At 55.9% G+C, this 25,678-nt stretch carries 27 protein-coding genes; 14 read left to right on the top strand and 13 right to left on the bottom strand.

The features are described from left to right. Positions 1-61 precede the first annotated feature (61 nt). Together ACR0KC_RS20265 and msrA are read left to right on the top strand one after the other, a co-directional pair. Positions 62-343: an SCP2 sterol-binding domain-containing protein gene (locus ACR0KC_RS20265; RefSeq protein WP_170408793.1), complete on the top strand. Its 282-nt coding sequence runs from the start codon at positions 62-64 to the stop codon at positions 341-343. A 91-nt stretch (positions 344-434) separates the two neighbouring features. Further along, positions 435-1,106: a peptide-methionine (S)-S-oxide reductase MsrA gene (gene msrA, locus ACR0KC_RS20260; protein ID WP_480707507.1), complete on the top strand. Its 672-nt coding sequence runs from the start codon at positions 435-437 to the stop codon at positions 1,104-1,106. Here the strand turns inward: msrA and ACR0KC_RS20255 are convergent. Both ACR0KC_RS20255 and ACR0KC_RS20250 read right to left on the bottom strand, forming a co-directional pair. Next, positions 1,103-1,975, bottom strand: coding sequence for a ribokinase (locus tag ACR0KC_RS20255; protein WP_480707506.1), 873 nt, complete (start codon positions 1,973-1,975; stop codon positions 1,103-1,105). The two genes, msrA and ACR0KC_RS20255, sit on opposite strands and share 4 nt — an antisense overlap. A gap of 3 nt (positions 1,976-1,978) precedes the next feature. Next, positions 1,979-4,234: an NADP-dependent malic enzyme gene (locus ACR0KC_RS20250; protein WP_170664236.1), complete on the bottom strand. Its 2,256-nt coding sequence runs from the start codon at positions 4,232-4,234 to the stop codon at positions 1,979-1,981. A gap of 161 nt (positions 4,235-4,395) precedes the next feature. Between ACR0KC_RS20250 and mutS the strand changes: the two genes are divergently transcribed. Beyond that, entirely contained in the window at positions 4,396-7,008 is a 2,613-nt protein-coding gene (gene mutS, locus ACR0KC_RS20245; RefSeq protein WP_480791481.1) for a DNA mismatch repair protein MutS, read from the top strand. Positions 7,009-7,039: 31 nt separating this feature from the next. Here the strand turns inward: mutS and ACR0KC_RS20240 are convergent, their stop codons facing one another. Further along, on the bottom strand, positions 7,040-7,603 hold the full coding sequence (locus tag ACR0KC_RS20240) for a nucleotide exchange factor GrpE (RefSeq protein ID WP_170399405.1): 564 nt from the start codon (positions 7,601-7,603) through the stop codon (positions 7,040-7,042). Between the two features lie 10 nt (positions 7,604-7,613). Beyond that, entirely contained in the window at positions 7,614-8,678 is a 1,065-nt protein-coding gene (gene hrcA, locus ACR0KC_RS20235; RefSeq protein WP_170399408.1) for a heat-inducible transcriptional repressor HrcA, read from the bottom strand. Between the two features lie 112 nt (positions 8,679-8,790). On the opposite strand from hrcA, the gene rph reads away from it, so the two are divergent. The 4 genes from rph to ACR0KC_RS20215 are packed head-to-tail and all read left to right on the top strand — an operon-like array spanning position 8,791 to position 11,616. Further along, positions 8,791-9,504 (top strand): ribonuclease PH, encoded by a 714-nt coding sequence (gene rph, locus ACR0KC_RS20230; RefSeq protein ID WP_170399411.1) that lies wholly within the window; start codon positions 8,791-8,793, stop codon positions 9,502-9,504. Further along, positions 9,501-10,115: an RdgB/HAM1 family non-canonical purine NTP pyrophosphatase gene (gene rdgB / locus ACR0KC_RS20225; protein ID WP_480707504.1), complete on the top strand. Its 615-nt coding sequence runs from the start codon at positions 9,501-9,503 to the stop codon at positions 10,113-10,115. The genes rph and rdgB overlap by 4 nt, the downstream gene beginning before the upstream one ends. Further along, positions 10,105-11,259: a radical SAM family heme chaperone HemW gene (hemW, locus tag ACR0KC_RS20220; RefSeq protein WP_480571637.1), complete on the top strand. Its 1,155-nt coding sequence runs from the start codon at positions 10,105-10,107 to the stop codon at positions 11,257-11,259. Before rdgB ends, hemW begins: the two co-directional genes overlap by 11 nt. 3 nt (positions 11,260-11,262) lie before the next feature. Continuing rightward, positions 11,263-11,616: a YbaN family protein gene (locus ACR0KC_RS20215; RefSeq protein ID WP_480707503.1), complete on the top strand. Its 354-nt coding sequence runs from the start codon at positions 11,263-11,265 to the stop codon at positions 11,614-11,616. On the opposite strand, the gene ACR0KC_RS20210 is transcribed toward ACR0KC_RS20215, so the two are convergent. The 7 genes from ACR0KC_RS20210 to hemJ form a co-directional block, all read right to left on the bottom strand. Then, positions 11,606-12,499 carry a ParB/RepB/Spo0J family partition protein gene (locus ACR0KC_RS20210; protein WP_170399423.1) on the bottom strand — a complete coding sequence of 298 codons (894 nt, stop codon included), beginning with the start codon at positions 12,497-12,499 and terminating at the stop codon, positions 11,606-11,608. The two genes, ACR0KC_RS20215 and ACR0KC_RS20210, sit on opposite strands and share 11 nt — an antisense overlap. A 20-nt stretch (positions 12,500-12,519) precedes the next feature. Then, positions 12,520-13,323 (bottom strand): AAA family ATPase, encoded by an 804-nt coding sequence (locus ACR0KC_RS20205; protein WP_170466742.1) that lies wholly within the window; start codon positions 13,321-13,323, stop codon positions 12,520-12,522. Next, the gene (gene rsmG / locus ACR0KC_RS20200) at positions 13,316-13,939 is read right to left on the bottom strand and encodes a 16S rRNA (guanine(527)-N(7))-methyltransferase RsmG (RefSeq protein WP_480772193.1); all 624 of its coding nucleotides are present in this window, start codon (positions 13,937-13,939) and stop codon (positions 13,316-13,318) included. The genes ACR0KC_RS20205 and rsmG overlap by 8 nt, the downstream gene beginning before the upstream one ends. Next, entirely contained in the window at positions 13,936-15,804 is a 1,869-nt protein-coding gene (mnmG, locus tag ACR0KC_RS20195) for a tRNA uridine-5-carboxymethylaminomethyl(34) synthesis enzyme MnmG (RefSeq protein ID WP_480772192.1), read from the bottom strand. The genes rsmG and mnmG overlap by 4 nt, the downstream gene beginning before the upstream one ends. A 12-nt stretch (positions 15,805-15,816) precedes the next feature. Continuing rightward, positions 15,817-17,103 carry a tRNA uridine-5-carboxymethylaminomethyl(34) synthesis GTPase MnmE gene (mnmE, locus tag ACR0KC_RS20190; RefSeq protein WP_480707499.1) on the bottom strand — a complete coding sequence of 429 codons (1,287 nt, stop codon included), beginning with the start codon at positions 17,101-17,103 and terminating at the stop codon, positions 15,817-15,819. A gap of 31 nt (positions 17,104-17,134) precedes the next feature. After that, entirely contained in the window at positions 17,135-18,406 is a 1,272-nt protein-coding gene (rho, locus tag ACR0KC_RS20185) for a transcription termination factor Rho (RefSeq protein ID WP_170399438.1), read from the bottom strand. Between the two features lie 126 nt (positions 18,407-18,532). Then, positions 18,533-18,982 carry a protoporphyrinogen oxidase HemJ gene (gene hemJ, locus ACR0KC_RS20180; RefSeq protein WP_480707498.1) on the bottom strand — a complete coding sequence of 150 codons (450 nt, stop codon included), beginning with the start codon at positions 18,980-18,982 and terminating at the stop codon, positions 18,533-18,535. 403 nt (positions 18,983-19,385) lie between these two features. Between hemJ and ACR0KC_RS20175 the strand changes: the two genes are divergently transcribed. The 4 genes from ACR0KC_RS20175 to dnaQ are packed head-to-tail and all read left to right on the top strand — an operon-like array spanning position 19,386 to position 22,120. Next, positions 19,386-19,985, top strand: coding sequence for a Maf family protein (locus tag ACR0KC_RS20175; protein ID WP_480707497.1), 600 nt, complete (start codon positions 19,386-19,388; stop codon positions 19,983-19,985). Next, positions 19,982-20,815, top strand: a complete 834-nt coding sequence (locus ACR0KC_RS20170) for a shikimate dehydrogenase (RefSeq protein WP_170515525.1) — start codon at positions 19,982-19,984, stop codon at positions 20,813-20,815. The genes ACR0KC_RS20175 and ACR0KC_RS20170 overlap by 4 nt, the downstream gene beginning before the upstream one ends. Further along, complete coding sequence (gene coaE / locus ACR0KC_RS20165; RefSeq protein ID WP_480707496.1) at positions 20,812-21,405, top strand: dephospho-CoA kinase; 594 nt, start codon at positions 20,812-20,814, stop codon at positions 21,403-21,405. Before ACR0KC_RS20170 ends, coaE begins: the two co-directional genes overlap by 4 nt. Next, entirely contained in the window at positions 21,398-22,120 is a 723-nt protein-coding gene (gene dnaQ, locus ACR0KC_RS20160) for a DNA polymerase III subunit epsilon (protein ID WP_170515530.1), read from the top strand. The genes coaE and dnaQ overlap by 8 nt, the downstream gene beginning before the upstream one ends. Positions 22,121-22,145: 25 nt before the next feature. On the opposite strand, the gene secB is transcribed toward dnaQ, so the two are convergent. Together secB and ACR0KC_RS20150 are read right to left on the bottom strand one after the other, a co-directional pair. Further along, complete coding sequence (gene secB / locus ACR0KC_RS20155) at positions 22,146-22,649, bottom strand: protein-export chaperone SecB (protein WP_170399455.1); 504 nt, start codon at positions 22,647-22,649, stop codon at positions 22,146-22,148. Positions 22,650-22,703: 54 nt separating this feature from the next. Then, the gene (locus ACR0KC_RS20150; RefSeq protein WP_170399458.1) at positions 22,704-23,204 is read right to left on the bottom strand and encodes an FxsA family protein; all 501 of its coding nucleotides are present in this window, start codon (positions 23,202-23,204) and stop codon (positions 22,704-22,706) included. 108 nt (positions 23,205-23,312) lie between these two features. Here ACR0KC_RS20150 and ACR0KC_RS20145 point away from each other — a divergent pair, with 108 nt between their 5' ends. Genes ACR0KC_RS20145 through ACR0KC_RS20135 form a run of 3 tightly spaced genes read left to right on the top strand, consistent with a single transcriptional unit; the run spans position 23,313 to position 25,596 of the window. Next, on the top strand, positions 23,313-23,972 hold the full coding sequence (locus tag ACR0KC_RS20145) for a Tim44/TimA family putative adaptor protein (RefSeq protein WP_170399461.1): 660 nt from the start codon (positions 23,313-23,315) through the stop codon (positions 23,970-23,972). Continuing rightward, a complete protein-coding gene (gene mltA / locus ACR0KC_RS20140) occupies positions 23,969-25,009 on the top strand; it encodes a murein transglycosylase A (RefSeq protein WP_170408811.1) in 1,041 nt (346 codons plus the stop codon). Before ACR0KC_RS20145 ends, mltA begins: the two co-directional genes overlap by 4 nt. Continuing rightward, positions 25,009-25,596: a Smr/MutS family protein gene (locus tag ACR0KC_RS20135; RefSeq protein ID WP_480772191.1), complete on the top strand. Its 588-nt coding sequence runs from the start codon at positions 25,009-25,011 to the stop codon at positions 25,594-25,596. The genes mltA and ACR0KC_RS20135 overlap by 1 nt, the downstream gene beginning before the upstream one ends. The last annotated feature ends 82 nt before the right edge of the window (positions 25,597-25,678 follow it).

The raw sequence follows: 25,678 nt of genomic DNA, 5'->3' as shown, positions 1-25,678 counted from the left end.
TCGGGCTTGCTCGGATCAGGAAATTGTCTTTACGCAAACGTCAACCAGGGAAGGACGGATAATGCTGCAAGACATCGCCGACGGAATTCAAAAGGGTTTGAACGGCAAAAGCTTTGACGGATCGCTTAAGTTCGATTGTGGTGATGAGGGTGTGATCGTTCTGGCGGAGAATACTGCCTCAACCCAGGATCGGGACACAGACTGCACCATCCGCATCTCGCGCGAGAACCTCTCTAAGTTGCTGACCGGTAAGCTGAACCCAATGACCGGGGTTGCGCTGGGCAAGCTGAAAATCTCGGGCAACATGGGTGTTGCGATGAAGCTGGGGCAACTGCTGGGCTGATAAACTCGTCTCACCAGCGCGTGACAAATCATGTCAGCGCATTGCAAGCGCAAAAATCTGCGGGCAGCTTGGTTTCGGAAGGAGACCTGCCATGACCCGGATCACTTACCTTGATTGCCTGAAACCTTCACTTCTTTTTGTGCTGATCTTGTTGGCAGCAATGCTGCGCGCCTTACCTGCTCCGGCCGCTGGCACTGAAACGCTAACAGTCGCCGGTGGCTGTTTCTGGTGTGTGGAATCCGATTTCGAATCCGTGCCCGGCGTGATCGGCGCGGTCTCGGGCTATACCGGTGGCAAGACGGATAGCCCCACCTATGATCAGGTCTCAAAAGGCGGAACGGGGCATTACGAGGCGGTCCAGATCACCTTCGATCCCGCCCGCGTTTCCCGTGCAACCTTGCTGAACATGTTCTTCCGCTCAGTCGATCCCACGGATGCGGGCGGCCAGTTCTGCGATCGCGGCGACAGCTATCGCACAGCAATTTTCGTCTCTAACAAAGGGGAAAAGGCGCAGGCACAGCAAGCCAAGACCAGCGCACAAAACGCGCTGGGGCAGACTGTGGTCACGCCGATCCTGCAAGCCGGAACGTTTTTTCCAGCCGAGGCGTATCACCAGGATTATTACAAGGGTAGCAAGCTGGTATTGACCCGCTTTGGCCCCAAGCGCCAAAAGAACGCCTATAAGGCCTACCGCGAAGCCTGCGGTCGCGATGCGCGGGTCAAACAATTGTGGGGCAACGAAGCGCCCTTTGCGGGGTCCTAGTCAAACTGCGCTTCGCGCACCTCTTTCAGATCAGGAATGACATCTGCAGTGCCGTGCCGCGTGACCATCAGGGCCGCGGCACGGTTTGCTTGGGTAATCGCCTGCGCCATCGGCATACCCCGGTCCATTCCAGCCAACACATAGCCGGTGAATGTGTCACCTGCCCCGGTGGTATCCACAGCGTTGACCTTATGGGCCTGAAACGCTTGGGGTTGATGATCTTGCTGATAATAGCGCGCACCTTTTGAGCCAAAGGTGACGATCACATGTTCGATCGGCAGGTCTGAAGGGGCGAGACCCGTTGCATCCTGCAATTGCTCGGCCTCGACTTCGTTGAGGATCAGAAAATCCAGATACGGTAGAACCGCTTGAACTGCGTCTGCCTGAAATGGGGCGGCGGCGTAGCAGACAGTCAGCCCCATTTCGCAACCTAGTTTAGCGGCCTCAATCTGCGCATTGGTTTCGTTCTGCATCACCAGCAGATCACCTGAAACAGCCGAGGACAACGCCTGCCCAAGTTGGTCGTTCGAGATGGCATGGTTGGCGCCTTGATACAGAACGATCAGGTTTTCACCCTGCGCATCTACTGCGATGATGGCGTGACCTGTCGGCACATCCACCTCGGCAATATGCCGCGTGTCAACGCCATACTCGGTCAGCCGATCCCGCGCCCAAAGGCCATCCGAGCCCACCGCGCCGATATGGGATACCCGCGATCCGGCTCGTGCAGACGCCACAGACATGTTGGCGCCCTTGCCACCCAGAAACCTCTGTAGCCCACTGGCCGCCAGTGTCTCACCCGCTTCGGGCAAATGCGGCAGGGCATAGACCATATCCGCGTTGATTGAGCCAAGGTTCCAGATTGTCATGATTTACCCGATATCGCAGGAGGCCAGGATGGCCATGTTCAGAATGTCATTTGCGGTCGAGACCGTCGAACAGATCTGGATCGGCTTGTCGACGCCGGACAGGATCGGGCCGATCACGGTGGCGCCGCCCATTTCCTGCATCAGTTTGGTCGAAATCGAGGCCGAGTGTCGTGCAGGAACAATCAGGATATTGGCTGGTCCGGTCAGACGTTGGAACGGATAGGCTTCCTGCTGATCAACATTCAGGGCGACATCAACCGTCATCTCGCCCTCGTACTCGAAATCGACGCCGCGCTCGTCCAGCACCGCCGGGGCGCGGTGCATCTTCTCAGCACGTTCAGACACCGGGTAACCGAAGGTCGAGAAACTGACAAAGGCCGCCCGGGGCTCTAGCCCCATGTGGCGCGCCACGGCTGCGGCGCGTTCAGCGATATTGGCCAGATCGTTCTCGTCCGGCCATTCATGCACCAGCGTATCACCAATCAAGACAATCCGTCCTTTGTGCAGCAACGCGGTAACCCCAGCCGCGCCATGGGCGGCATCGGCGTCAAACACATGGTTGATACGGTCCAGCACGTGCGCCGACTTGCGTGTGGCCCCGGTCACCAGACCATCCGCATGGCCATGCGCCAGCATCAGAGACGAAAACACATGCCGATCCCGTGCAGCGAGGCGGTGAATATCTTTGTGATCAAAGCCCTTACGCTGCAGGCGCTGATACAGAAAATCCTTATAGGCCTCGAGATGCGCGGTATTGGCGGCATTCACCACATCAATTTCACGCACCGCGTCCCCAAGACCAGCGGATTCGAGCTTTACCTTTACGTCGTCTGGCCGGCCCACAACCAGAGCCTTACCAAAGCCCGAGCGTTGGTACATTACGGCCGCGCGCAATACGCGCGGATCGTCTCCCTCGGCAAAGATCATCCGGCTTTGCGCCTGACGCGCCCGCGCGTTCAAGCCGCGCAGGATGCTGGCCGTCGGGTCCATGCGGGATTTCAGGCTCAGCTCATAAGCGTCCATATCGATGATCGGACGTCGCGCCGCGCCGGTATCCATACCAGCCTTGGCAACCGCAGGCGGGATACGGTGGATCAGGCGCGGATCAAAAGGCGTTGGAATGATGTAGTCGCGCCCAAAAGTCAGCGACTTGCCATAGGCCATGGCAACCTCATCCGGAACATCTTCACGTGCCAATCGCGCCAGAGCATGGGCGCAGGCGATTTTCATCTCGTCATTGATCGCACGGGCATGAATATCCAGCGCACCGCGGAACAGGTAAGGAAAACCCAGAACGTTATTCACCTGATTCGGATAATCGCTACGGCCCGTCGCGACGATCGCATCAACGCGCACCTCGTGCGCCTCTTCCGGGGTGATTTCCGGGTCAGGGTTCGCCATGGCGAAAATCACCGGATTGTCAGCCATGCTGGCGACCATGTCTTGTGTCACCGCCCCTTTGACCGACACGCCCAGAAATACATCCGCATCCTTCATGGCCTCTTCCAAAGTGCGAAGATCAGTCGTGATGGCATGGGCCGACTTCCACTGGTTCATGCCCTCGGTCCGGCCCTGATAAATCACGCCTTTGGTGTCGCAGACGATGCAATTCTCATGCCGTGCACCCATGGCCTTGAGCAGTTCGATACAGGCAATTCCTGCAGCGCCAGCCCCGTTCAGGACGATTTTTACATCTTCGATCTTTTTGCCCGAGATGTGCAATGCGTTAAGCAGGCCCGCCGCACAAATCACTGCTGTGCCATGCTGATCATCGTGGAAGACCGGGATATCCATCTCTTCCTTCAAGCGTTGTTCGATGATGAAACATTCGGGTGCTTTGATATCTTCCAGATTGATACCGCCAAAGGTCGGACCCATCAGGCGCACAGCGCGACAGAACTCGTCAGGGTCTTCGGTATCCAGCTCGATATCGATCGAGTTCACATCAGCGAACCGCTTGAACAGGACCGATTTGCCTTCCATCACCGGTTTTGAGCCCAGCGCACCCAGATTTCCAAGGCCCAGAACGGCGGTACCGTTCGAGATCACGGCAACCAGATTGCCTTTGTTTGTATAGTCATACGCCGTCTCTGGTGCTTCAGCGATGGCTTCACAGGGAACCGCAACGCCAGGGCTGTAGGCCAGCGAAAGATCGCGCTGCGTGGTCATGGGTACGGTGGCCTGCACCTCCCACTTGCCGGGGGTCGGGTCTAGGTGAAAGGCCAGCGCCTCTTCTTTGGTGATCTTCGCTTTGGGCATCTTACAGGTCGTTTCCATGACTTTGGGGCTTTTGCCTCATAACGCAGGCGGGGCCGCGCCTCAACGAGAATGAGTTTTCACCTTTTACTGAAGATGCGGGATTTGTAAGGTCGCGCCCGGAACACGCCAGAAGGGGACCGAATTTGTCCACAGTCACGCCGATGATGGCGCAGTACCTTGAGATCAAAGAGGCTCATGCAGATGCCCTGCTGTTTTATCGCATGGGTGACTTCTACGAGATGTTCTTCGAGGATGCGGTGAACGCGGCTGAGGCGTTGGATATCGCGCTGACCAAGCGCGGCAAACACAATGGCGACGATATCCCGATGTGCGGCGTGCCGGTGCATTCTGCCGAGGGCTACTTGCTGACCCTGATCCGCAAAGGATTCCGCGTCGCGGTCTGCGAGCAGATGGAAAGCCCGGCGGAAGCCAAGAAAAGAGGCTCTAAATCGGTGGTAAAGCGCGGTGTTGTGCGTCTGGTGACGCCCGGCACACTGACCGAAGATGCCCTGCTAGAGGCGCGGCGGCACAACTTTCTGGCCGCCTATGCCGAGGTTCGGGACGAAGCCGCACTGGCCTGGGCCGATATCTCAACCGGTGCGTTTCACGTGATGCCGCTGACGTCAATCCGGTTGAGCCCCGAACTCGCTCGGCTGGCCCCATCTGAGCTGATCGTGGCCGATGGGTCCGAGGAAAAGCTGCATGAAACCGTCATGGACCTTGGCGTATCGCTTACGCCTGTCGGACGCGCCAGTTTTGACAGCGCTGCAGCCGAGAAACGCATCTGCGGGTTGTTTCACGTGGGCGCTCTGGATGCATTCGGGAACTTCGGGCGCGCCGAGGTTTCGGCCATGGGCGCGCTGATCGATTATCTGGAGATCACGCAAAAGGGCAAACTGCCCCTGCTGCAAACTCCCCTGAAGGAATCCGAGGATCGCGTGGTTCAGATCGACGCCGCAACGCGACGCAATCTGGAACTGACCCGGTCGCTGTCTGGTGGGCGCGCCGGGTCGCTGCTGTCCGTGGTCGACCGAACAGTAACGCCAGGTGGCGCAAGACTTCTGGAACAGCGACTGTCCAGCCCCTCGCGTAATCTGGATGTGATCCACGCCCGACTGGACGCGGTATCTTTAGCGGTCGAAGATAGCCTGATCGCCTCAGATCTGCGCGAAGCTTTACGCAAAACACCCGATCTGGATCGCGCTCTGTCTCGTCTTTCGCTGGATCGAGGCGGCCCGCGTGATCTGGCCGCTATCCGCAATGGATTGGAACAAGCCGCAACAATCGCCGAAACCTGTGCCTCACAGGATCTGCCTGTTCTGCTGGCCACTGCCGTCCAGAACCTTGTCGGATTTGACGATCTGTTGGCTTTGCTGGACGAAGCATTGGTTGCCGATCCACCCTTGCTGGCCCGCGATGGCGGCTTTATCGCCCCCGGGTTTGATACCGAATTGGACGAAGCGCGCACCTTGCGTGACGAAGGCCGTTCGGTCATCGCAGGTTTCCAACAGAAATACGCGGAGCATACCGGCATCACGTCACTGAAGATCAAACACAACAATGTGCTTGGCTACTTCATCGAGACCACGGCAACCCATGCCGAGAAAATGTTGAACACGCCATTTAGCGAGACTTATATCCACCGCCAAACCACCGCCAATCAGGTGCGCTTCACCACAGTGGAGCTGTCCGAGATCGAAACAAAGATTCTGAATGCCGGAAATCTCGCGTTAGAGATCGAAAAACGGCTCTATCAAAGGCTTTCTGGGGCTATTCTGGATATTGCCGCACGGCTAAATCAGGCCGCGCGCGGGATGGCTGAGCTGGATTTAACCACTGCACTCGCCGATCTGGCTCGCGGCGAAAGCTGGTGCCGTCCAAAGGTCGACGGGTCACGCGCATTCGACATCAAAGGAGGCCGTCACCCGGTGGTCGAGCATGCCCTGAGGCAGCAAAGCGGCGATGCTTTCATCGCTAACGACTGCGATCTGAGCGCCGATGCAGGCGCTGCAATTTGGTTGCTAACCGGTCCCAACATGGCCGGTAAATCAACCTTCCTGCGCCAGAATGCGCTGATCGCCCTACTGGCGCAGATGGGCAGCTATGTTCCGGCGGAACGGGCGCAAATCGGATTAGTCAGTCAATTGTTCAGCCGCGTCGGAGCGTCAGACGATCTGGCGCGGGGCCGCTCGACCTTTATGGTCGAAATGGTCGAAACCGCAGCTATTCTGAATCAGGCCGACGACCGCGCGCTCGTCATCCTGGACGAGATCGGCCGGGGCACCGCCACCTATGACGGCCTTTCCATCGCCTGGGCCACACTTGAACACCTACACGCGGCAAACCAATGCCGCGCATTGTTCGCCACCCACTACCACGAATTAACTGCACTCGCTGGAAGTCTGAACGGTGTAGAAAACGCGACCGTTGCAGTCAAAGAATGGGAGGGTGAAGTCATCTTTCTGCATGAGGTACATAAAGGCGCTGCCGATCGGTCTTACGGCGTCCAGGTTGCACAATTGGCTGGCTTGCCCGCCTCGGTCGTGGACCGCGCCCGTATCGTGTTGGATCAATTAGAAAAAACCGAACGTGAAGGCGGTAAGCAGAAAGCACTGATCGACGATCTGCCCCTGTTTTCAGCTGCGCCGCCGCCTCCCCCTGCGCCAAAAACCTCGCCCGTTGCTGATATGCTGGAAACCATCCTTCCAGATGAACTCAGCCCCCGCGAAGCCTTGGACTTGATCTACAAACTGAAAGAGGCGGCCAGATCCTGACCGCCTCGAACCCGGTTGACCCAGGAACTGTTCAGCTTGCGGGCGTTGACGACACCCCAACCTGCGCCGGTCGCAACAACCTGTCGTGCAGCATGAAGCCTTCTGCCGACACCTGAATGATGTCGCCGGCCTTGGTTCCGGGCACAGGGGCCTCGAACATCGCCTCATGCACATTCGGGTCGAACCTGTCCCCGACCTGAGGCGTAATCACCTCAATCCCATGCTTCTGGAACACATCCTTCAGCGCGCGCATGGTCAACTCGACACCTTCCAGCAAGCCGGCAGCAACCTCTTTCTGCTCATCCGTCGCGGCCTCAAGCGCGCGTTTCATATTGTCGTAAACCGGAAGCATGTCGCGGGCCAGTTTTGACCCGCCATACTGTTCCGCATCCCGACGCGCCTTGTCGCCACGCTTGCGCGCATTTTCGGCATCGGCCAGCGCACGCATGAACTTGTCTTTGTAATCATCGCGCTCAGCACGCAGTTGATCGACCTCAAGCGCCTCATCGCTGATCTCAGCAAAATCCTCGGCAAACTCTTCCGCCTCGGCGGACATGATGTCGTCCAGAAAATCTTCGTTCTTGGGCTCTGCCATCTCTTACCCTCTAGCTCCGGTCGGAAATCAGCTTGCCGACCAGTTGCGCCGTATAATCCACGATTGGTACGATTCGCCCGTAATTCAGACGTGTGGGTCCAATGACCCCAACCGCACCGATTATCTTACGATCAGCGTTCATATATGGAGACACCACCAAAGAGGAACCCGAAAGTGAGAAAAGTTTGTTCTCAGAGCCAATAAAAATGCGCACACCTTCGCCTTCTTCGGTCAATTCAAGGAATTCGGCGATATCGCGTTTGCGTTCAAGGTCGTCAAACAGGGTGCGGATTCGATCAAGTTCTTCTGCCTGACCCGGCTCATTTAACAGATTCGCACGCCCGCGCACGATCAGCCGGGCCGAGTCGCCGCCGTCCCCGTCCCAAGCGGCAATGCCGCTCTCGACCATCTCACGCGCCAGAACATCGATTTCCTGTTTCCGCGCGTCGATCTGTGACAGCATCTGCCGCCGCACTTCGCCAAGCGTTCGACCTTCGATCAGTGCATTCAGGAAATTGGCCGCCTCGCGCATCGAGCTTGGCGTCTGTCCAGGCGGAGGTGTAAACAGCCGGTTTTCTACCTGCCCGTCCGAAAACACCAAAACCACCAAGGCCCGGTCATGACCAAGCGAGACGAACTCGATATGCTTGATCTCGGCCTCATGCTTTGGCGTCAGAACCAGCGAAGCCCCTTGTGTCACGTGTGATAGCGCCGCGCCGACGCGATCGAGCATACCACCCACATCGCCTGCGTTAGAGCCTAGTGTTTCGTCCAGCTTCTGCCGATCATCCGCACCCAGATCGCCCATTTCCAGCAATCCGTCCACGAACATGCGCAGCCCCTGCTGTGTTGGAATTCGACCAGCGCTGACATGCGGACTGTCGAGCAAACCCAGAAATTCAAGATCCTGCATCACATTGCGTACGGTCGCAGCACTGACTTTCTCGGACAATGTGCGCGTCAGAGTCCGGCTGCCCACGGGTTCACCGCTTTCCAGATAGCTTTCGACAATCAACCGGAACACCTCGCGCGACCGGTCATTCATCTCATCCAGAATTTTGCTTGCTTCGCTCATCGGCGGCCCTCTGCTGGATCGTCATTAAATCGCAGGCAAATGAAAGGTCAATCGGGCTTGCATCGTAACGCCGCAGGACGGTATCCCCAACCCAGCAGATAAAGGATTTCTCATGCGACCCTCAGGACGTGATCTAAACGAAATGCGCGCCGTTTCAATTGAAACGGGGTTCACCAAACATGCCGAAGGCTCTTGCCTGATCAAGATGGGCGACACGCATGTGCTGTGCACCGCCACAATTGAGGATCGGGTGCCGCCTTTTATAAAGGGCTCGGGCCTGGGCTGGGTCACCGCTGAATATGGCATGCTGCCCCGCGCGACCAATACGCGGATGCGGCGCGAGGCTGCCAGCGGCAAGCAAGGCGGACGCACCGTGGAAATCCAGCGCCTTATCGGCCGCGCTTTGCGCGCCGGTGTAGACCGGGTTGCCTTGGGAGAACGGCAGATCACTGTTGACTGCGATGTCATTCAAGCCGACGGCGGCACCCGCTGTGCCTCGATCACTGGCGGTTGGGTGGCGCTGCGTCTGGCTGTGAACAAGCTGATGAAAACAGGCGATGTGATCTCTGACCCTTTATTAGACCCTGTTGCCGCCGTTTCATGCGGAATTTATGCCGGTCAGCCCGTGCTAGATCTGGACTATCCCGAAGATAGCGAAGCTGGCGTTGACGGCAATTTCATCATGACCGGCTCGGGCAAGCTGATCGAAGTGCAGATGAGCGCCGAAGGATCCGTTTTCAGCCGCGCGCAAATGGATCAACTGATGGACCTGGCCGAGAAAGGCGTGGGTGAACTTGCTGCTGCCCAGAAAGCTGCAACCGCATGACTCGCAGGTTCGAAGGTGATCGACTGCTGGTCGCCACCCACAACAAAGGCAAGCTCGAGGAGATGGCGCATCTGCTTGAGCCCTTTGGCGTAACGGTTGTCGGCGCGGGCGAAATGAACCTGCCCGAACCGGAAGAGACCGAGGACACTTTCGTCGGTAACGCCCGGATCAAGGCCCACGCAGCTGCAAAGGCGACCGGCCTACCTGCCTTGTCGGACGATTCCGGGATCACCATCGATGCATTGGATGGCGCACCCGGTGTTTACACCGCCGATTGGGCCGAAACCAGCAGTGGCCGCGATTTCCTGATGGCGATGACTCGCGCCCATAATGAGCTAGAGGCGAAAGACGCCCCCCTCCCGCGTATGGCCCAGTTTCGCTGCACTCTGGTTCTGGCCTGGCCCGACGGGCATGACGAAGTGTTCGAGGGCGTCGCGCCCGGTCACCTGACTTGGCCGATCCGTGGCAAGGACGGGTTCGGCTATGACCCGATGTTTGTCCCTGAGGGGCACGACATTACCTTTGCCGAAATGGATCGATGGGAAAAGAACAAGATCAGCCATCGCGGGCGCGCGGTGGAGATGTTCGTGAAAGGCTGCTTTGGCGGATGATTGGCGAAACGGGGGCTTTGGCCTTTATGTGCATTGGCCCTTTTGCGAGGCCAAGTGCCCCTATTGCGATTTCAACAGCCACGTTTCCAAGAATATTAATCAAAAACAATGGCTTGAGTGTTATCTTAGTGAACTGAGCCGCTCGGCCATCGAAACTCCTGACCGGGTTTTGAACACAATCTTCTTTGGCGGCGGAACTCCATCACTGATGGCCCCCGAGACCGTCGCCACCATCATCGACAAGGCCCGCGCCCTTTGGCGATCGGCCAACGATATGGAAATCACGCTTGAGGCCAATCCAGGCTCGGTCGAGGCCGGGCGGTTCGCGGCCTATCATGATGCGGGCGTGAACCGCATCTCGATGGGTGTTCAGGCCTTGAACGACGATGACCTGCGTCGTCTGGGGCGCATTCACACGGTTGCCGAGGCTCGCGCTGCCTTCGATATCGCGCGCTCTTGCTTTGACCGTGTGAGCTTTGATCTGATCTATGCCCGCCAGCATCAAACTCTGGACGCCTGGCGTGCTGAGCTGACCGAAGCCCTATCGATGGCAGTTGATCACCTGTCGCTATACCAACTGACCATTGAGGAAGGCACGGCGTTTGGTGATCGCTATGCCCTGGGCAAGCTGCGCGGTTTGCCCGAGGATGACAACGCTGCGGATATGTATCTGGCGACGCAGGAAATCTGCGAAGCGCATGGGCTGCCTGCCTATGAGATCTCAAACCACGCCCGGCCCGGAGCGGAATCACGGCATAACCTCATCTATTGGCGCTATGGTGACTACATCGGTATTGGACCCGGCGCACACGGTCGGATCACCCTGGATCGCCGGAAATTCGCGACGGAAACTCATCTTTCACCAAACAAATGGCTGACGGCTGCCTCCAATGGGCACGGCGAAAGCAATCGGTTCGAGCTTAGCCAACGTGAACAAGCCTCAGAATACCTTATGATGTGTCTACGTTTGGTCGAGGGCCTAAATATAGACAGATACACTCTGCTTGCAGGTGAAGAGCTTTCGCATGACAAACTTGATTCGCTGATCGATCTGGGCATGCTAACCCTTGATCGCAATCAATTGCGCGCCACTTCAAACGGGCGCGCCGTGCTCAACGCGGTAATCCGAGAGCTGTTGGAGTAACAGATGCAATTTCTCTGGGCCGGATTGGGGTTATTATGCGTTGCGCTTGCCATGATCGGAGTCGCTATGCCGCTGCTGCCGACGGTGCCATTTCTTCTGTTGGCCGCGTTCTTTTTTGCTCGCTCATCGTCACGGCTGCATAACTGGTTGCTGAGCCATCGAACCTTTGGCCCCATGATCGTCGATTGGCAAAGCTCTGGCGCAATCAGACCCGGCGCAAAAAAGGCGGCCACCCTTTCGGTTGCCGCCGTATTTGGCTTATCGGTTCTACTGTCGGTTCCTTCTCACGTCCTGATCATTCAGGCCATTGTGCTCAGCGCTGTGATGCTCTTTATCTGGACCCGACCTAACGGCTGAGCTTTGCGCACAGATCATCCAACTGATCCAGGTTCTCATAAGCCAACACAACCTGCCCGGATTCAGATCCGGCCTTATGGTTGATCGTCACCTTCATCGCCAGAATCGCAGACAAATCCTTTTCAAGTGCTCGGGTGTCTGCGTCCTTCCCAGCATTCAGATTTCTGGATTTCGGAGCCGGCTTATCCGTCCCACCTTGCTGCTTTTTCACTAATGCCTCGGTCGCACGCACCGAAAGGCCCTCACGAACCACCTGTTTCGCCAGCTCCGATGGGTTTTCTGCCGTGATTAACGCCCTTGCATGACCGGCGGATAATTTTCCTTCTATTACAAGGGATTGCACGTCCAATGGGAGTGACAAAAGACGCAGCAGATTAGCGATATGGCTTCTGCTTTTACCAAGCGCTTCGGCCAGCTTTTCTTGCGTGTGACCAAATCGATCCATCAATTGCTTAAAGCCTGCCGCCTCTTCCACCGCGTTCAGATCTGCGCGCTGAATGTTCTCGATAATCGCGACCTCAAGCACTTCGGTGTCATCAAATTCGCGAACAATAACTGGAATATCATGCAGTTGCGCCATCTGCGCAGCACGCCAGCGCCGTTCACCCGCAACGATTTCGTATTGGCCGCCATCGATGCTGCGGACAATCAGCGGCTGGATAATACCCTTTTCCTTGACCGAGGCCGCAAGCTCATCCAATTGCTCTTGCGCGAAACGGCGGCGCGGCTGATCTGGGTTCGCCTGCAGTTTTTCGATCGGTACCGTGAGATCCGGACGGCGGGGTTCAGATACAATCCGACCGTCAGCTTCTGGTGCGACATCAGCCATCAACGCAGATAGCCCGCGACCTAATCCTCGGGGTTTTCCTTTCCTGGCATTCATGTTGCCCTCCTCACGGCCACTTAAATGGCTATCTTGTTGTTCTTGTGCATAACCTCTCGGGCCAAATGCCGGTACGCCATCGCCCCAAGCGAACCCGAATCATATTGCAGCACAGGAAGCGCGTAAGATGGTGCCTCGCTGACCCGCACATTTCTGGGTATCTTGGTTTTAAATACCATCTCACCCAGATTGTCACGCGCATCCTTTTCGACCTGACGGGACAAGTTGTTGCGGTTGTCATACATCGTTAACACAACACCTTCGATTCTGAGGTCAGGATTAGCGGTCTGACGAACCTCGCGAATGGTCAACATCAATTGTGACAGCCCTTCCAGCGCAAAGAACTCACTTTGCAATGGAACAAGGACGGAATGCGCTGCTACCATTGCGTTTACGGTGAGCAGGTTCAAGGACGGCGGACAATCAATCAGCACAAAGTCCAGATTGAAGGCATCAATTGCAGTCTGTCGAAGCGCGTCATGCAGCAAATAACTGCGCTTTTCATTCGAGATCAGCTCAATATCTGCCGAGCTGAGATCTACGGTCGCCGGAACCACAAAAAGATTACCGATCTCGGTCTCCTGCACCACAGCTTCCAATGGTGCATCGTCGAGAAGAAGATCATATGTCGTCCAGTCGCGATCTTCGACCCCTAGACCCGTAGAGGCATTTCCCTGAGGATCGAGATCGACCACAAGAACCTTGCATCCGGCCTCGGCCAATCCGGCTGCGAGATTGATCGCTGTAGTGGTTTTCCCGACCCCGCCCTTTTGATTGGCAACCGCGATAATCCGAGGCCCAGCAGGACGAGACAGATCAACCACGTGCAACTCCTTTGATTTTCAGGATAACGGCTTGGGGTTCTGTTGAACTCTTAATGGCTTCAGCCTCGAATTTCCATTCTTTGCGCGCATCTTCCAGCTCTTTTTTCCAGGTTGCGCCTTTTGGCAACAACGCTGTACCGTTTTTACTTAAATGCCTGTCACAAAATGACATTAGAGTGGTCAAATCAGCCAGAGCCCGAGCTGAAAGCACGTCCGCATGCAAGGGATCAATGGCTTCAATTCGACGAGAGATCACGGAACAATTGGCGCCACTCTCTCTGGTCACACTTCGAAGAAATGCGGATTTACGTTGGTCGCTTTCGACTAATGTGAAACGCGTTTCAGGTGCAAATTCAATTGCCATGATGGCGCAGACCATGCCAGGAAAGCCGCCTCCGCTGCCTAAATCCACCCAATGATCTACGCGATCTGCGTTCTGAAAAACTTGAATTGAATCTTTGATATGGCGAATCCAAATCTCTTCAAGACTATTTCTTGAAACCAGATTGATTTTTGGGTTCCATTTTTCAAGCAGAGATACATAGATCACCAGGCGTTCGAATGTTTCACGTGAAACATCCAGAGCCTCCGCAGAAACGGCGTTCTGATAACTCATGCTTTTCTGGCTTTCACATCGCGCCTGAGCTTCGCCAGGACGAGGGTTAAAGCCGCAGGTGTGACACCTTCAACCCGACTCGCCTGCGCAATATTCGCAGGCTTCGCCTGCGATAGCTTTTGCTTCATTTCATTCGACAGACCATCAAGCGCAAAATAATTGAAATCCCGAGGAATTTCATGCGCCTCATCGCGCTTCATTGCTTCGACATCCCGTTGTTGGCGCGCAATATAGTTTGCATACAAAGCATCGCGCTCGACCTGACGGCGAATTTCATCGTCTGTATTCTGTAGATCGGGTTCGAGTAAAACCATGTCTTCAAACGATACTTCTGGAAAAGCAAGAACCGCCATTCCATCGCGCCGGTTTCCGTCTTGATTTACGCTGATACCAGCTTCGCGAATTTGCTTTGGCGTATATGTGGTCTCTGTCAGTTTATTCTTTGCTTTTACAAGCTTTTCTGATTTCTCAGCAAAAACCTTGCGGCGGTGCTCACCCACACAGCCCAGCTGTTCGCCAATCGGGGTCAGTCTTTGATCTGCGTTGTCAGCGCGAAGTGATAGGCGAAACTCTGCACGGGATGTGAACATCCGATAAGGCTCGGCAACGCCTCGAGTAGTCAAATCGTCTATCATTACGCCAATATAGCTGTCTGAGCGTGTAAAATGTATTGGCGCACGCCCCTGTGTTTCCAGAGCTGCATTCAAACCCGCAACGAGGCCTTGCGCGGCCGCTTCCTCATATCCTGTGGTCCCATTGATCTGTCCTGCAAGATATAGACCAGGAACATCGGGCACAGACAAAGACGCAGATAGAACGCGCGGGTCAACGTAGTCGTATTCAATCGCGTATCCGGGTTGTAAGACTACCGCGTTTTCCAATCCTATGATGGATTGGACATATTCGACTTGTACATCTTCGGGCAAAGACGTTGAAATCCCGTTTGGGTACACCGTATGATCCCGCACGCCTTCCGGTTCCAGAAATATCTGGTGTGACTCTTTTTCCGCAAATCGGACGATTTTGTCTTCGATTGAAGGGCAATATCTGGGACCAACACCATCAATATGACCTCCATACATTGCTGATCGCGATAGATTTTTCTCGATTATTCCGTGCGTCTGAGCATTGGTATGAGTTATTCCACAGGCGATTTGCGGCGCCGTCACCGCTTGGGACATGAATGAAAACAGTGTTGGCTCTGCATCGCCATCCTGTCGTTCAAGTATATCCCAATTTATGGTTCGTCCGTCCAACCTCGGTGGCGTACCTGTTTTTAGTCGTGCCGTAGGCAAATCAAAGGCATCAAGGCGTTCAGCCAGCCTGATCGATGGGCGATCCCCCAAGCGGCCACCTGGTTTTGAAACGTCCCCTATGTGGATCACGCCGCGCAGAAATGTACCCGACGTCAGGATAACTGTCTGCGCGGGGACCTCGGATTCATCTGCCAGTTTAACACCGGTGACGCGGTCGCCATCCATTAGGAAATCAACCACTTCCCCGGTAATCACCGACAGATTGTCTTGTTTTTGCGTTTCCCCCGCCATTGCTGCCCGATAAAGGGCTCGATCCGCCTGCGCCCTCGGCCCTTGAACGGCCGGTCCTTTACGCCGATTCAATAGACGAAACTGAATACCGGCACGGTCCGCCACGCGCCCCATTACGCCATCTAGTGCATCGATCTCGCGGACTAGATGCCCTTTGCCCAACCCACCTATTGCTGGATTGCAAGACATGACACCGATGTCCCGTTCGGAAAGAGTGACTAGTGCTGTGTTCGCACCCATCCGTGCTGCAGCATGTGCGGCTTCTGCACCTGCATGTCCGGCACCGATAACGACAACATCAAATTTCGAATGTTTCACGTGAAACACTCCCTATTTTCCCAGACAGAAACTTGCGAAGATTTCATCCAAAAGGGTCTCGACATCAATCCTGCCAACCAGAGACTCAAGCGACCGAATGGCCGTCCTTAGTTCTTCAGCAGCTATATCATACATATCTGGGCCTGATTCCAGAACAGCTTGCGCAGCGGCAAGAGAGTCAGCTGCTTTTGTCATCGCAACGCGATGGCGTTCCCGCGTTGCAATACCATGACTAGCAGTTTGGGCTATCAATACACGCGATATGTTGTCTATCAGCTGGTCAATCCCCTGCCCGGTTTTCCCTGATATGCCGCCGGCAGAAGGCCCACGTAGGTCAGATTTTGGCAGAACATGAATGTCTTCCGTCTGCCTCGGCACACCTAAGTGATCAGGGTCATCCGTCAGAAACACCCGCAAATCAGCGGCCTCTGCCCGCTTGCGCGCCAGTTCAATTCCAAGGTTTTCAACGTGATCTTCGGTCTGTCTCAAACCAGCCGTATCCAACAGCGTGACAGGCAGTCCGTCCAAATCCATGCGAACTTCGATTACATCGCGGGTTGTCCCGGCATATTCTGAGGTGATTGCGGCTTCCCGCCCTGCCAACGCATTCAGCAAGGTCGATTTTCCTGCGTTCGGAAGACCAACTATGGCGACCTCAAAGCCGGTGCGAATGCGCTCGGCGATCCGAACACCTTTGGCTTCTTGGGTCAATTCGGCCATCACACCAGAGATCAACGTCCGAACCTCAGGTGATACATCTGTCGGCACCTCTTCATCAGCAAAATCAATCACGGCTTCCAACAAGGAGGCCGCGCGGATCAGATCACGCCGCCAACTTTCTGCCAATGTGCCCAAAGCACCAGCCAAAATCGTCTGTGCTTGTTTCCGTTGTGCTTCGGTTTCTGCATCAATCAGATCAGCAAGGCCTTCGACCTGCGCCAGATCCATCTTGCCGTTTTCCAGTGCACGACGCGTGAACTCACCAGGTTCGGCCAGCCGAAGATCGTCCATATCCGAAAGAGAGGTCAGCACAGCGTTGACTGACGCCATACTTCCGTGAATCTGAAGCTCGGCCACGTCTTCGCCGGTAAAGCTGGACGGGGCCTGAAACGTCAGAACCAAGCCCTCATCCAACCGCGATCCATCCGACGCGCAGAGTGTTCGTACTGTCATTCCACGCCTTGGCAGGCCCCCGCCAGACAACTCATTGGCGGAGGCATATGCCTGCGGACCAGAAAGCCTGATCACAGCCACGCCTGCTTTGCCCTGGGCGCTGGCCAGGGCGAATATCGTATCCATTGATAGCCCCCGCGTCAGTGCCAGCACCTTGTCAGGTGTTCATTGAATCGAAGAACTCGCCGTTCGTCTTAGTTTGTTTCAACTTCGACAACAGGAACTCGATTGCATCTGTTGTGCCCATCGGATTGAGGATGCGGCGCAGAACGAATGTCTTGGCCAAATCGCCCTTGTCGACCAGCAGATCCTCTTTCCGGGTGCCGGATTTGAGGATGTCGATTGCCGGGAACACGCGTTTGTCTGCAATCTTACGATCCAGAACGATTTCCGAGTTACCAGTGCCCTTGAATTCTTCGAAGATCACTTCGTCCATGCGGCTGCCGGTATCGATCAGGGCGGTGGCGATGATGGTCAGCGAACCACCTTCTTCGATGTTCCGCGCAGCACCAAAGAAGCGCTTGGGCCGTTGCAGGGCATTTGCATCCACACCACCGGTCAGAACTTTACCCGAAGATGGCACCACAGTGTTGAATGCCCTACCAAGTCTTGTTATCGAATCGAGTAGAATAACAACATCTCGTTTATGTTCGACCAGGCGCTTAGCCTTTTCGATGACCATTTCCGACACGGCCACGTGGCGAGTCGCGGGTTCATCAAAGGTCGAAGACACAACTTCACCCTTCACCGAGCGTTGCATGTCAGTCACCTCTTCCGGGCGTTCGTCGATCAGCAGGACAATCAGATAACACTCCGGGTGGTTCTGTTCGATGGAATGCGCGATGTTCTGCAGGATCACCGTCTTACCAGTCCGCGGCGGTGCCACGATCAGCGATCGCTGACCTTTACCAATCGGCGAAACCAAATCGATCACGCGAGCAGACTTGTCCTTGATGGTCGGATCTTCGATTTCCATCTTTAGACGCTCATCCGGATACAGAGGCGTCAGGTTGTCGAACAGAATCTTGTGTTTGGCCTTGTCCGGATTTTCAAAGTTGATCTTGGTGACGTTGGTCAGCGCAAAGTAACGCTCGTTTTCATCGGGCGCTTTGATCTCACCTTCAACCGTATCTCCGGTGCGCAGCGAATGCTTGCGGATCATATCAGGCGAAACATAGATGTCATCCGGTCCGGGTAGATAGTTCGCCTCGGGCGAGCGCAGAAACCCGAACCCGTCTTGTAGAACCTCCAGCACGCCGTCGCCGCCGATGGTCCAGCCCTCATCCGCACGTTCGCGCAGAATCTGAAACATCATCTCGCCCTTGCGCATGGTTGAGGCGTTTTCGACCTCAAGCTCCTCGGCCATGGCCAGAAGGTCTTTGGGGCTTTTGGCCTTCAGATCGGCCAGATTCAGGGATTCAGTTGTCATGATGATACGAACCTCGGCCGCTTGGATCGCGGCACCAGAGTGGAATTTCAGAACGGAAGATACCTCGCCCGGACGGGCGCGTTACGCGTTAGATAAGCGCTTACCTAAGAAGAGTCAAACAGGCCCTCAGAACTTCACAACGACCGCTAGAACGATAACAACCATTAAAACGGTCGGAACCTCATTCATCATGCGGTACTGCTGCCCAGTCAGCTTATTTCGCCCCTCAGCAAAGTCCTTGCGCCGAGCCATAAGCCAATGGTGAAACCATGTCATGCCGATCACTGCTGCGCCTTTGACCCACGGCCAGCTCCAATCCCATCCGACAATACCAGGCGTGAAAACCATGATCAGCCCGCAAATCCAGGCCACGACCATTGCGGGGCGCATGATCACACGCAGCAGCTTTTCTTCCATTTCAAAGAAAATCTGTTGCGCACCCTCTACGGCTTGCGCCTTTTCAACGTGATACACGAACAATCTGGGCAGATAGAATAAACCAGCCATCCATGAAATCACGGCCATGATGTGCAGCGATTTCACCCAAGGGTATATTGCGAAAAGAATATCGGTCATTGGGTATTCCGGGCTTACCTGAACCCCTCCTAATAAAAAAAATAAGAAAGAAAAAGGATGATGGTTTTGTAGGGAGGTCAAATTCGGTGGATTACTTTTTTGTCCTGCCTTTTTCCCCAGGTGGAAAAAGTGAAGCACATCGGCGCAGAATCTGTTGATCAAGTAAAAAAATGATTAATAACAATAAATTATGAGATAAAAGTTCAGGCTGAATTGTGGATAACCATTGGAACAATCCGGGACGGGATGCTTATCCGAGTATTCCAACTTATCCTTGTCCCGTCTGGACAGGATCCGGGCGACTCGGGGAAGTCTTGCGCCAAATTCCCGGGGTTGCGTGTCAACCGGAAAGCCATACAAACCATTCGAGACTACTCATTGATTTGCACACGGGGTTTTCCACATGACTGTCCCCATAGTCCTTGCCTCAGGGTCCGTGATCCGCGCGCAGTTGCTCAGAAACGCAGGCGTCCCGTTTTCGGTTCAGATCGCGCGGGTGGATGAAGACACAGCCAAACGCGCCCTGATGGCTGAGGGAGCTTCGCCCCGTGATGTTGCCGATGCGCTTGCCGAAATGAAAGCACGTAAGATCAGTGACAAAGTGCGCGGCGCTATGGTTCTGGGTTGCGATCAGGTTCTGGATTTCGAAGGTCAGATGCTGTCGAAGCCGGAAACACCCGAAAAAGCACTGGCGCAGCTTAAAGCAATGCGCGGCAAGCGACATATGTTGCTGTCGGCGGCGGTGATCTATCAGGATGGTGAGCCCATCTGGCGGCAAGTCGGTCAGGTGCGTTTGCGGATGCGGGCCAGCTCGGATGCTTATTTACGTGATTACGTGGCGCGGAACTGGGACAGTATTCGGCACGCAGTGGGGGCTTATAAACTGGAAGAAGAAGGCGTGCGCCTGTTTGCCACCATTGACGGCGACTACTTTAACGTCTTGGGTATGCCCCTGTTAGAGCTGCTCAATTTTCTGGCCTTGAAGGGAGTGATCGATCAATGACTGAGCATCGCGTTCCTCTGGCCGGCGTGATTGGGCAACCCATCGCACATTCCCGCTCGCCAAAACTGCACGGGCATTGGCTGAAAACCTATGGATTGGTGGGGCACTACATCCCAATGGATGTCGCCCCGGCCGACCTGGAAACCGTTCTGAGGACACTACCCAAGGCTGGGTTTGTTGGGGCCAACGTGACCGTACCGCATAAAGAGGCTGCTTTGCGGTTGGCGGATCATGTCTCGGATCGTGCCTCAGTCATCGGGGCGGCAAATACGCTTGTATTCCGCGAGGATGGTTCAATTCACGCGGATAATACGGATGGCTACGGGTTCATGGCCAATCTTCGCAGCGGTGCGCCCGATTGGAACCCGCAGGATGGGCCTGCGGTTGTATTTGGTGCGGGCGGTGCTGCGCGGGCGGTGCTTCAAGCGCTGGCAGAAGCCGGAGTGCCTGAAATCCTGTTGACCAACCGCACCCGCACCCGTGCGGATCATTTGAAGGAAGAGTTCGGCCAACGGATTACGGTCGTTGACTGGGTGCAGGCGGGAAATGTGATCGAAGACGCAGAACTGGTCGTGAACACCACGTCTTTGGGTATGCAAGGGCAGCCAGAGTTACGCGTTCCACTGGATGGATTGCAACCCGGCGCTGTTGTCACCGATCTGGTATACGCGCCGCTTCAAACGCATCTGTTAAAACAGGCGGAAGAGGTTGGATGTACAACGGTCGACGGGCTGGGAATGTTGCTGCATCAAGCTGTTCCCGGGTTTGAACGCTGGTTCGGTGTTCGCCCCGAAGTGGACGCTGAAACCCGCGCGGCGGCCTTGGCATGAGTTTTGCGCTGGGGCTCACCGGATCAATCGGTATGGGCAAGAGTACGACCGCTCAGATGCTTGCAGATGAAGGCTGTGCGCTTTGGGATGCGGATGCTGCGGTGCATCGGCTCTATACAAAAGGCGGTGCGGCGGTTGAGCCCATGCGGATTACGTTTCCTACCGCCATTGCCGAGGATGCGGTCAGCCGGGATGCATTGAAGCAAATCATTGCGGATAATCCTGACGCGCTAAAAACAATAGAAAAAATCGTACACCCTCTGGTAGCGGCGGATCGCGCCTCATTTCGTTCTTCGTCGTCCGCCGATATCTTGGTATTCGACATTCCGCTGTTGTTTGAAACCGGTGGTGATGCGGCGATGGATGCTGTTGCTTGTGTTTCAATCTCTGCTGAAGAACAAAAAAGACGGGTCATGGCGCGCGGCACGATGAATGAGGCGCAGTTTGAGCAGATTCGCTCCAAGCAAATGCCAAACGAAGAGAAATGCGCGCGATCGGATTTCGTGATTGTCACGGATACTCTGGACCATGCTCGCGCGCAGGTGCAGGATATCGTCAGGCAGATACGGGCAGGGTTGGCAGATGCGTGAGATTGTACTCGATACCGAGACCACAGGGTTTGATCCCGAAAGCGGCGACCGGATCGTCGAGATCGGCGCGGTTGAGCTGTGGAACCACGTAGCCACAGGAGAAACTTATCACGTCTACATCAACCCCGAGCGTTCTATGCCGGAAGAGGCATTTGGTGTGCATGGCATCGGCCCCGACCTGCTGGAAAACCCACGCCCGCCGGAAAAAGGCGAAGTCACGCTGAAGGACAAACCTGTCTTTGCCAAGGTTGGGCAAGGGTTTCGCGAATTCGTGGGTGACGCCAAGCTGGTGATCCACAACGCTTCGTTCGACATGAAGTTTCTGAACGCCGAACTGGGCTGGATGGGGGTGTCGCTGATCCCGATGGATCAGGCAATCGACACGCTGGCCATTGCGCGTAAGCGGTTTCCGGGATCACCCGCTTCGTTGGATGCGTTGTGCCGCCGGTTTGGCATCGATAACTCAAACAGGGTGCTGCACGGCGCGCTGCTTGACTCGGAAATTCTGGCCGAAGTGTATCTGGAGCTGATCGGAGGCCGTCAGCCCGACTTTGGATTGTCAACGTCGGCAAGTGCAGCGTCTGGCGTTGGTGAGGAATGGCGCCCGACAGCGCGACCCGATGCCCTGCCATCCCGGATCACCGAGGATGAGCGCGCAGCGCATCAGAAATTTGTCGAGAAGCTGGGCGAGAACGCCCTGTGGGCCCGCGCCTGACTCGAACCAGACGCGGACCAAAACCTTAGGCGTCAGTTTTCTGCTCTTGAGCGGCGGCCTGACGGCGCGCCAGTTCGTTGCGATAAAGTGCCACGAAATCAATGTTATCCAGGTTGACCGGCGGGTAGCCACCGTCGCGGGTGATGTCGCTGACGATGCGGCGCAGGAACGGGAACAGCATGCGCGGGCATTCGATCATCAGGAACGGATGCATTTGATCCTCGGGCACACCTTCCACGTGGAACAGGCCGCAATAGTCGATTTCGCACAGGAACAGGACGTCTTCCAGGCCCTTGGCCTTGGATGTCAGTTTTAGCTTGATCGAGACTTCATACTGGTGCTCGGTCGTGCGTTTCTTTGCGTCCAGATTGACCTGAACTGAAATCTCGGGCTGTACGTCGCCTGAGACGCCTTTTTGCGCCATGACGTTTTCAAAGGACATGTCGCGAATGAACTGTCCCAGAACGCGCATCTGGATCTGAGGGGCTGCCTGTGCGGCGGTGTTTTCTGCAGGGCTTTCGTCAGCCATGAAACTTCTCCGGAATTGAAATTCGGCACTGCTTAGCAATTTGGGCCGGATAGCTCAATGCTGGTGCGGGCCTTCCACCCACTTCGACGGCTTTCCGGAGTTCTGGCGAGGGCGAACCTCGGTGAATTCGCCATCTATCACATCGTCCTGATCAAACGGGTTTGGCCCCGACCTGAATTGTGCGCCGGTGCCCATTTGAAAATGCGTGATGGTCGCCTTGGACTTGAGATAGCGGAACACTGCGACCCGGATGCCGGGAACAAGCAGCGCAAAACCAATGGCATCGGTGAAAAACCCTGGTGTCAGCAGCAAAACACCGGACAGCAAGATCATCGCCCCATGGGCCAGCGGTTCGGTTGGGTCGTCCAATTCGGCAAAGGATCGCTGCAAATTCGCCAGCGCCATGCGACCTTGTGTCCGCACCAGAACCGTGCCCAGAACGGCGGTCAAAACAACAATTGCAAGCGTCGGCCATAGCCCAATCAGACCACCAACCTGTATGAACAGGGCGATCTCGATGATCGGAACCAATAAAAAAGCCAGGAACAAGTACATTTGCGGTATCCTTTAGCATGGTCCGGGCTGTGGACTTGGCCCCGACTGTCACCTACATAGTGGCAGAGGGCAGCGTATACAAAGCCCGGGTTCTGAAAAGAGGACGAAATGAACTCACCCCTGATCCAGCTTCTGGTGCTGGCCGGAATTGCCATTTTCCTGATCCTGCGCTTGAAAAGCGTGTTGGGTACACGCGAAGGTTTTGAGAAACCGCCCCTTCAGCAACAGCCTGATACCAATGGCGCGCGCCGTGATTTCGAAGTGATTGAAGGCGGGCCAGATCACGACATCACCGACCATGTGGCCGAAGACAGTGAACAGGCGCAAACATTGGCCGCAATGAAGCGGGTCGAACCCAGTTTTTCTGTCAGCGAATTTGTTCAGGGCGCGCGCGGCGCCTATGAGATGATCGTTATGGGTTTTGAAAAGGGCAATCTGGACGAAATTCAGCCATTCCTGTCAGAAGAAGTATTCGACAGTTTTGTATCAGTTGTTGCGGATCGCGAAGACAAAGGTCTGACCATCGAAGCCGAATTCATCGGGGTGCGTGAAACCACTCTGGTCGATGCGACCTTCGATAAGGATACCAATCAGGCTGAGATCACCATGCGCTTTATCGGTGAGCTGACGTCAGTCGTGCGCGATCGCGGCGGGGATATTGTCGAAGGCAACCCGAACACCGTCAAACGCCAAAAGGACAGCTGGACCTTTGCCCGTGTCATGGGCGCGGACGATCCGAACTGGCTGCTTGTTGCCACGGACGCATGATTGCAGCGCTCCGGTCGCTATTTCTGGGGGTCGTCATGACCACTGCCAGCGCCGCCGGAGCCGAGGCGACGCGATCCATCCTGTCATTCGATGACCTCGATGGCTGGGCCGCCGACGATCACGGGGCGGCCCTTTCGGTTTTTTTGAACACCTGCGGTGATCTGGACGATCCTGATTGGCAGGCGCTGTGTGGCGTGGCTCAGAGTTATGAACCTGGCGCGGCGCGGGCTTTTTTCGAGCTGTTCTTTCGTCCTGTTCTGGTCGAAGACGGCGATGACGCCCTGTTCACCGGATATTTTGAACCTGAACTGGATGGGTCGAAAACCCCAACTGATAAATACCGCTATCCACTCTACCGGATGCCGCCCGAGGCGCGAGAGGCGGGCAAGTGGCTCAGTCGCCGTGACCTGCTGACCGGTGACGCCCTGACAGGTCGGGGCCTTGAGATAGCGTGGGTCGATGACCCTGTTGAGTTGTTCTTTCTGCAAATTCAAGGCTCGGGCCGGATACGTCTGCCCGATGGCGGTGCATTGCGGGTTGGATATGGCGGTGCGAATGGGCATCCCTATCGCTCGATCGGCGCGGAACTGGTCCGACGGGGTGCGCTGGGCGCGCACCAGGTCAGCGCGCAGATGATCCGGACCTGGGTACGCAAAAACCCTGAAGCCGGGGCTGAGCTGTTACTACACAACCCTTCGTATGTTTTCTTCCGTGAAGTGACGCGTGTCGCGCCCGAGTTCGGGCCGTTAGGCGCCATGAACCGCTCAGTGACCACGATGCGCAGTATCGCGGCAGATCCGGCTTATACACCTTTGGGCGCGCCAGTTTGGGTAGAAAAGGATGGCAAAAACCCGCTGCGCCGATTGATGATCGCACAAGACACCGGATCGGCGATCAAGGGTGCGCAACGTGCCGACATTTTCTTTGGCACAGGGGATGATGCCGGGCAGGCCGCCGGTCGCTTGAAGGATCCCGGTCGTATGGTTGTGCTGTTGCCGATCCAGAGGGCCTACGCCCTGTTACCGGATGAGTTCTGATGACCCGGCGCAAACTGACTGCGGATGAGATCGATTTGTGGCGCAAGGTCGCCAAACAGGCTGAGCGTTTGCACCCCGAACTGCCTCAGACTGTGCACCCCACTACCTTGCCCAAGCCCAAACCGACCAAAACGCCCAAGGCGCGGATCGAAGCCTTTGAACTGGGTCAGACTGCGCCAACCAAACCGTCACGGAATAACCTGAAGCCATCGATCACCGAAGGTTTACGGACAAATCCGGTGCAGATGGACACCAAGTCTTTTGGTCGCATGAAACGCGGCAAGCTCAAGCCCGAAGGCAAGCTGGACCTGCACGGGATGCACATGAGCGCAGCCCATCCCGCATTGGTTCGGTTCATCCTGACCGCACAGGCACAGCGCAAACGGCTGGTGTTGGTCATAACCGGCAAGGGCAAGGACCGGGACGAACTGGGACCCATTCCAACACCGCGTGGGGTCTTGCGCAATCAGGTGCCCCACTGGCTGTCTATTCCGCCACTTGCACAAGCGGTGCTGCAGGTAACACCCGCACATATAAGCCATGGCGGTGATGGCGCCTATTACGTTTACCTCAGGCGCGTCCGTTAGTCGGATCGCTGATTCTAGCTTGTCCGCATGAACCGGATTCGCACGCGAACCCTGCCCTTACCCCTACTGGTTTATTGTTTCT

Source organism: Ruegeria sp. CF3, from assembly GCF_056537365.1.
Note: the sequence above shows the minus strand (reverse complement) of the source record. Positions and strands in the feature narration are given on the sequence as shown.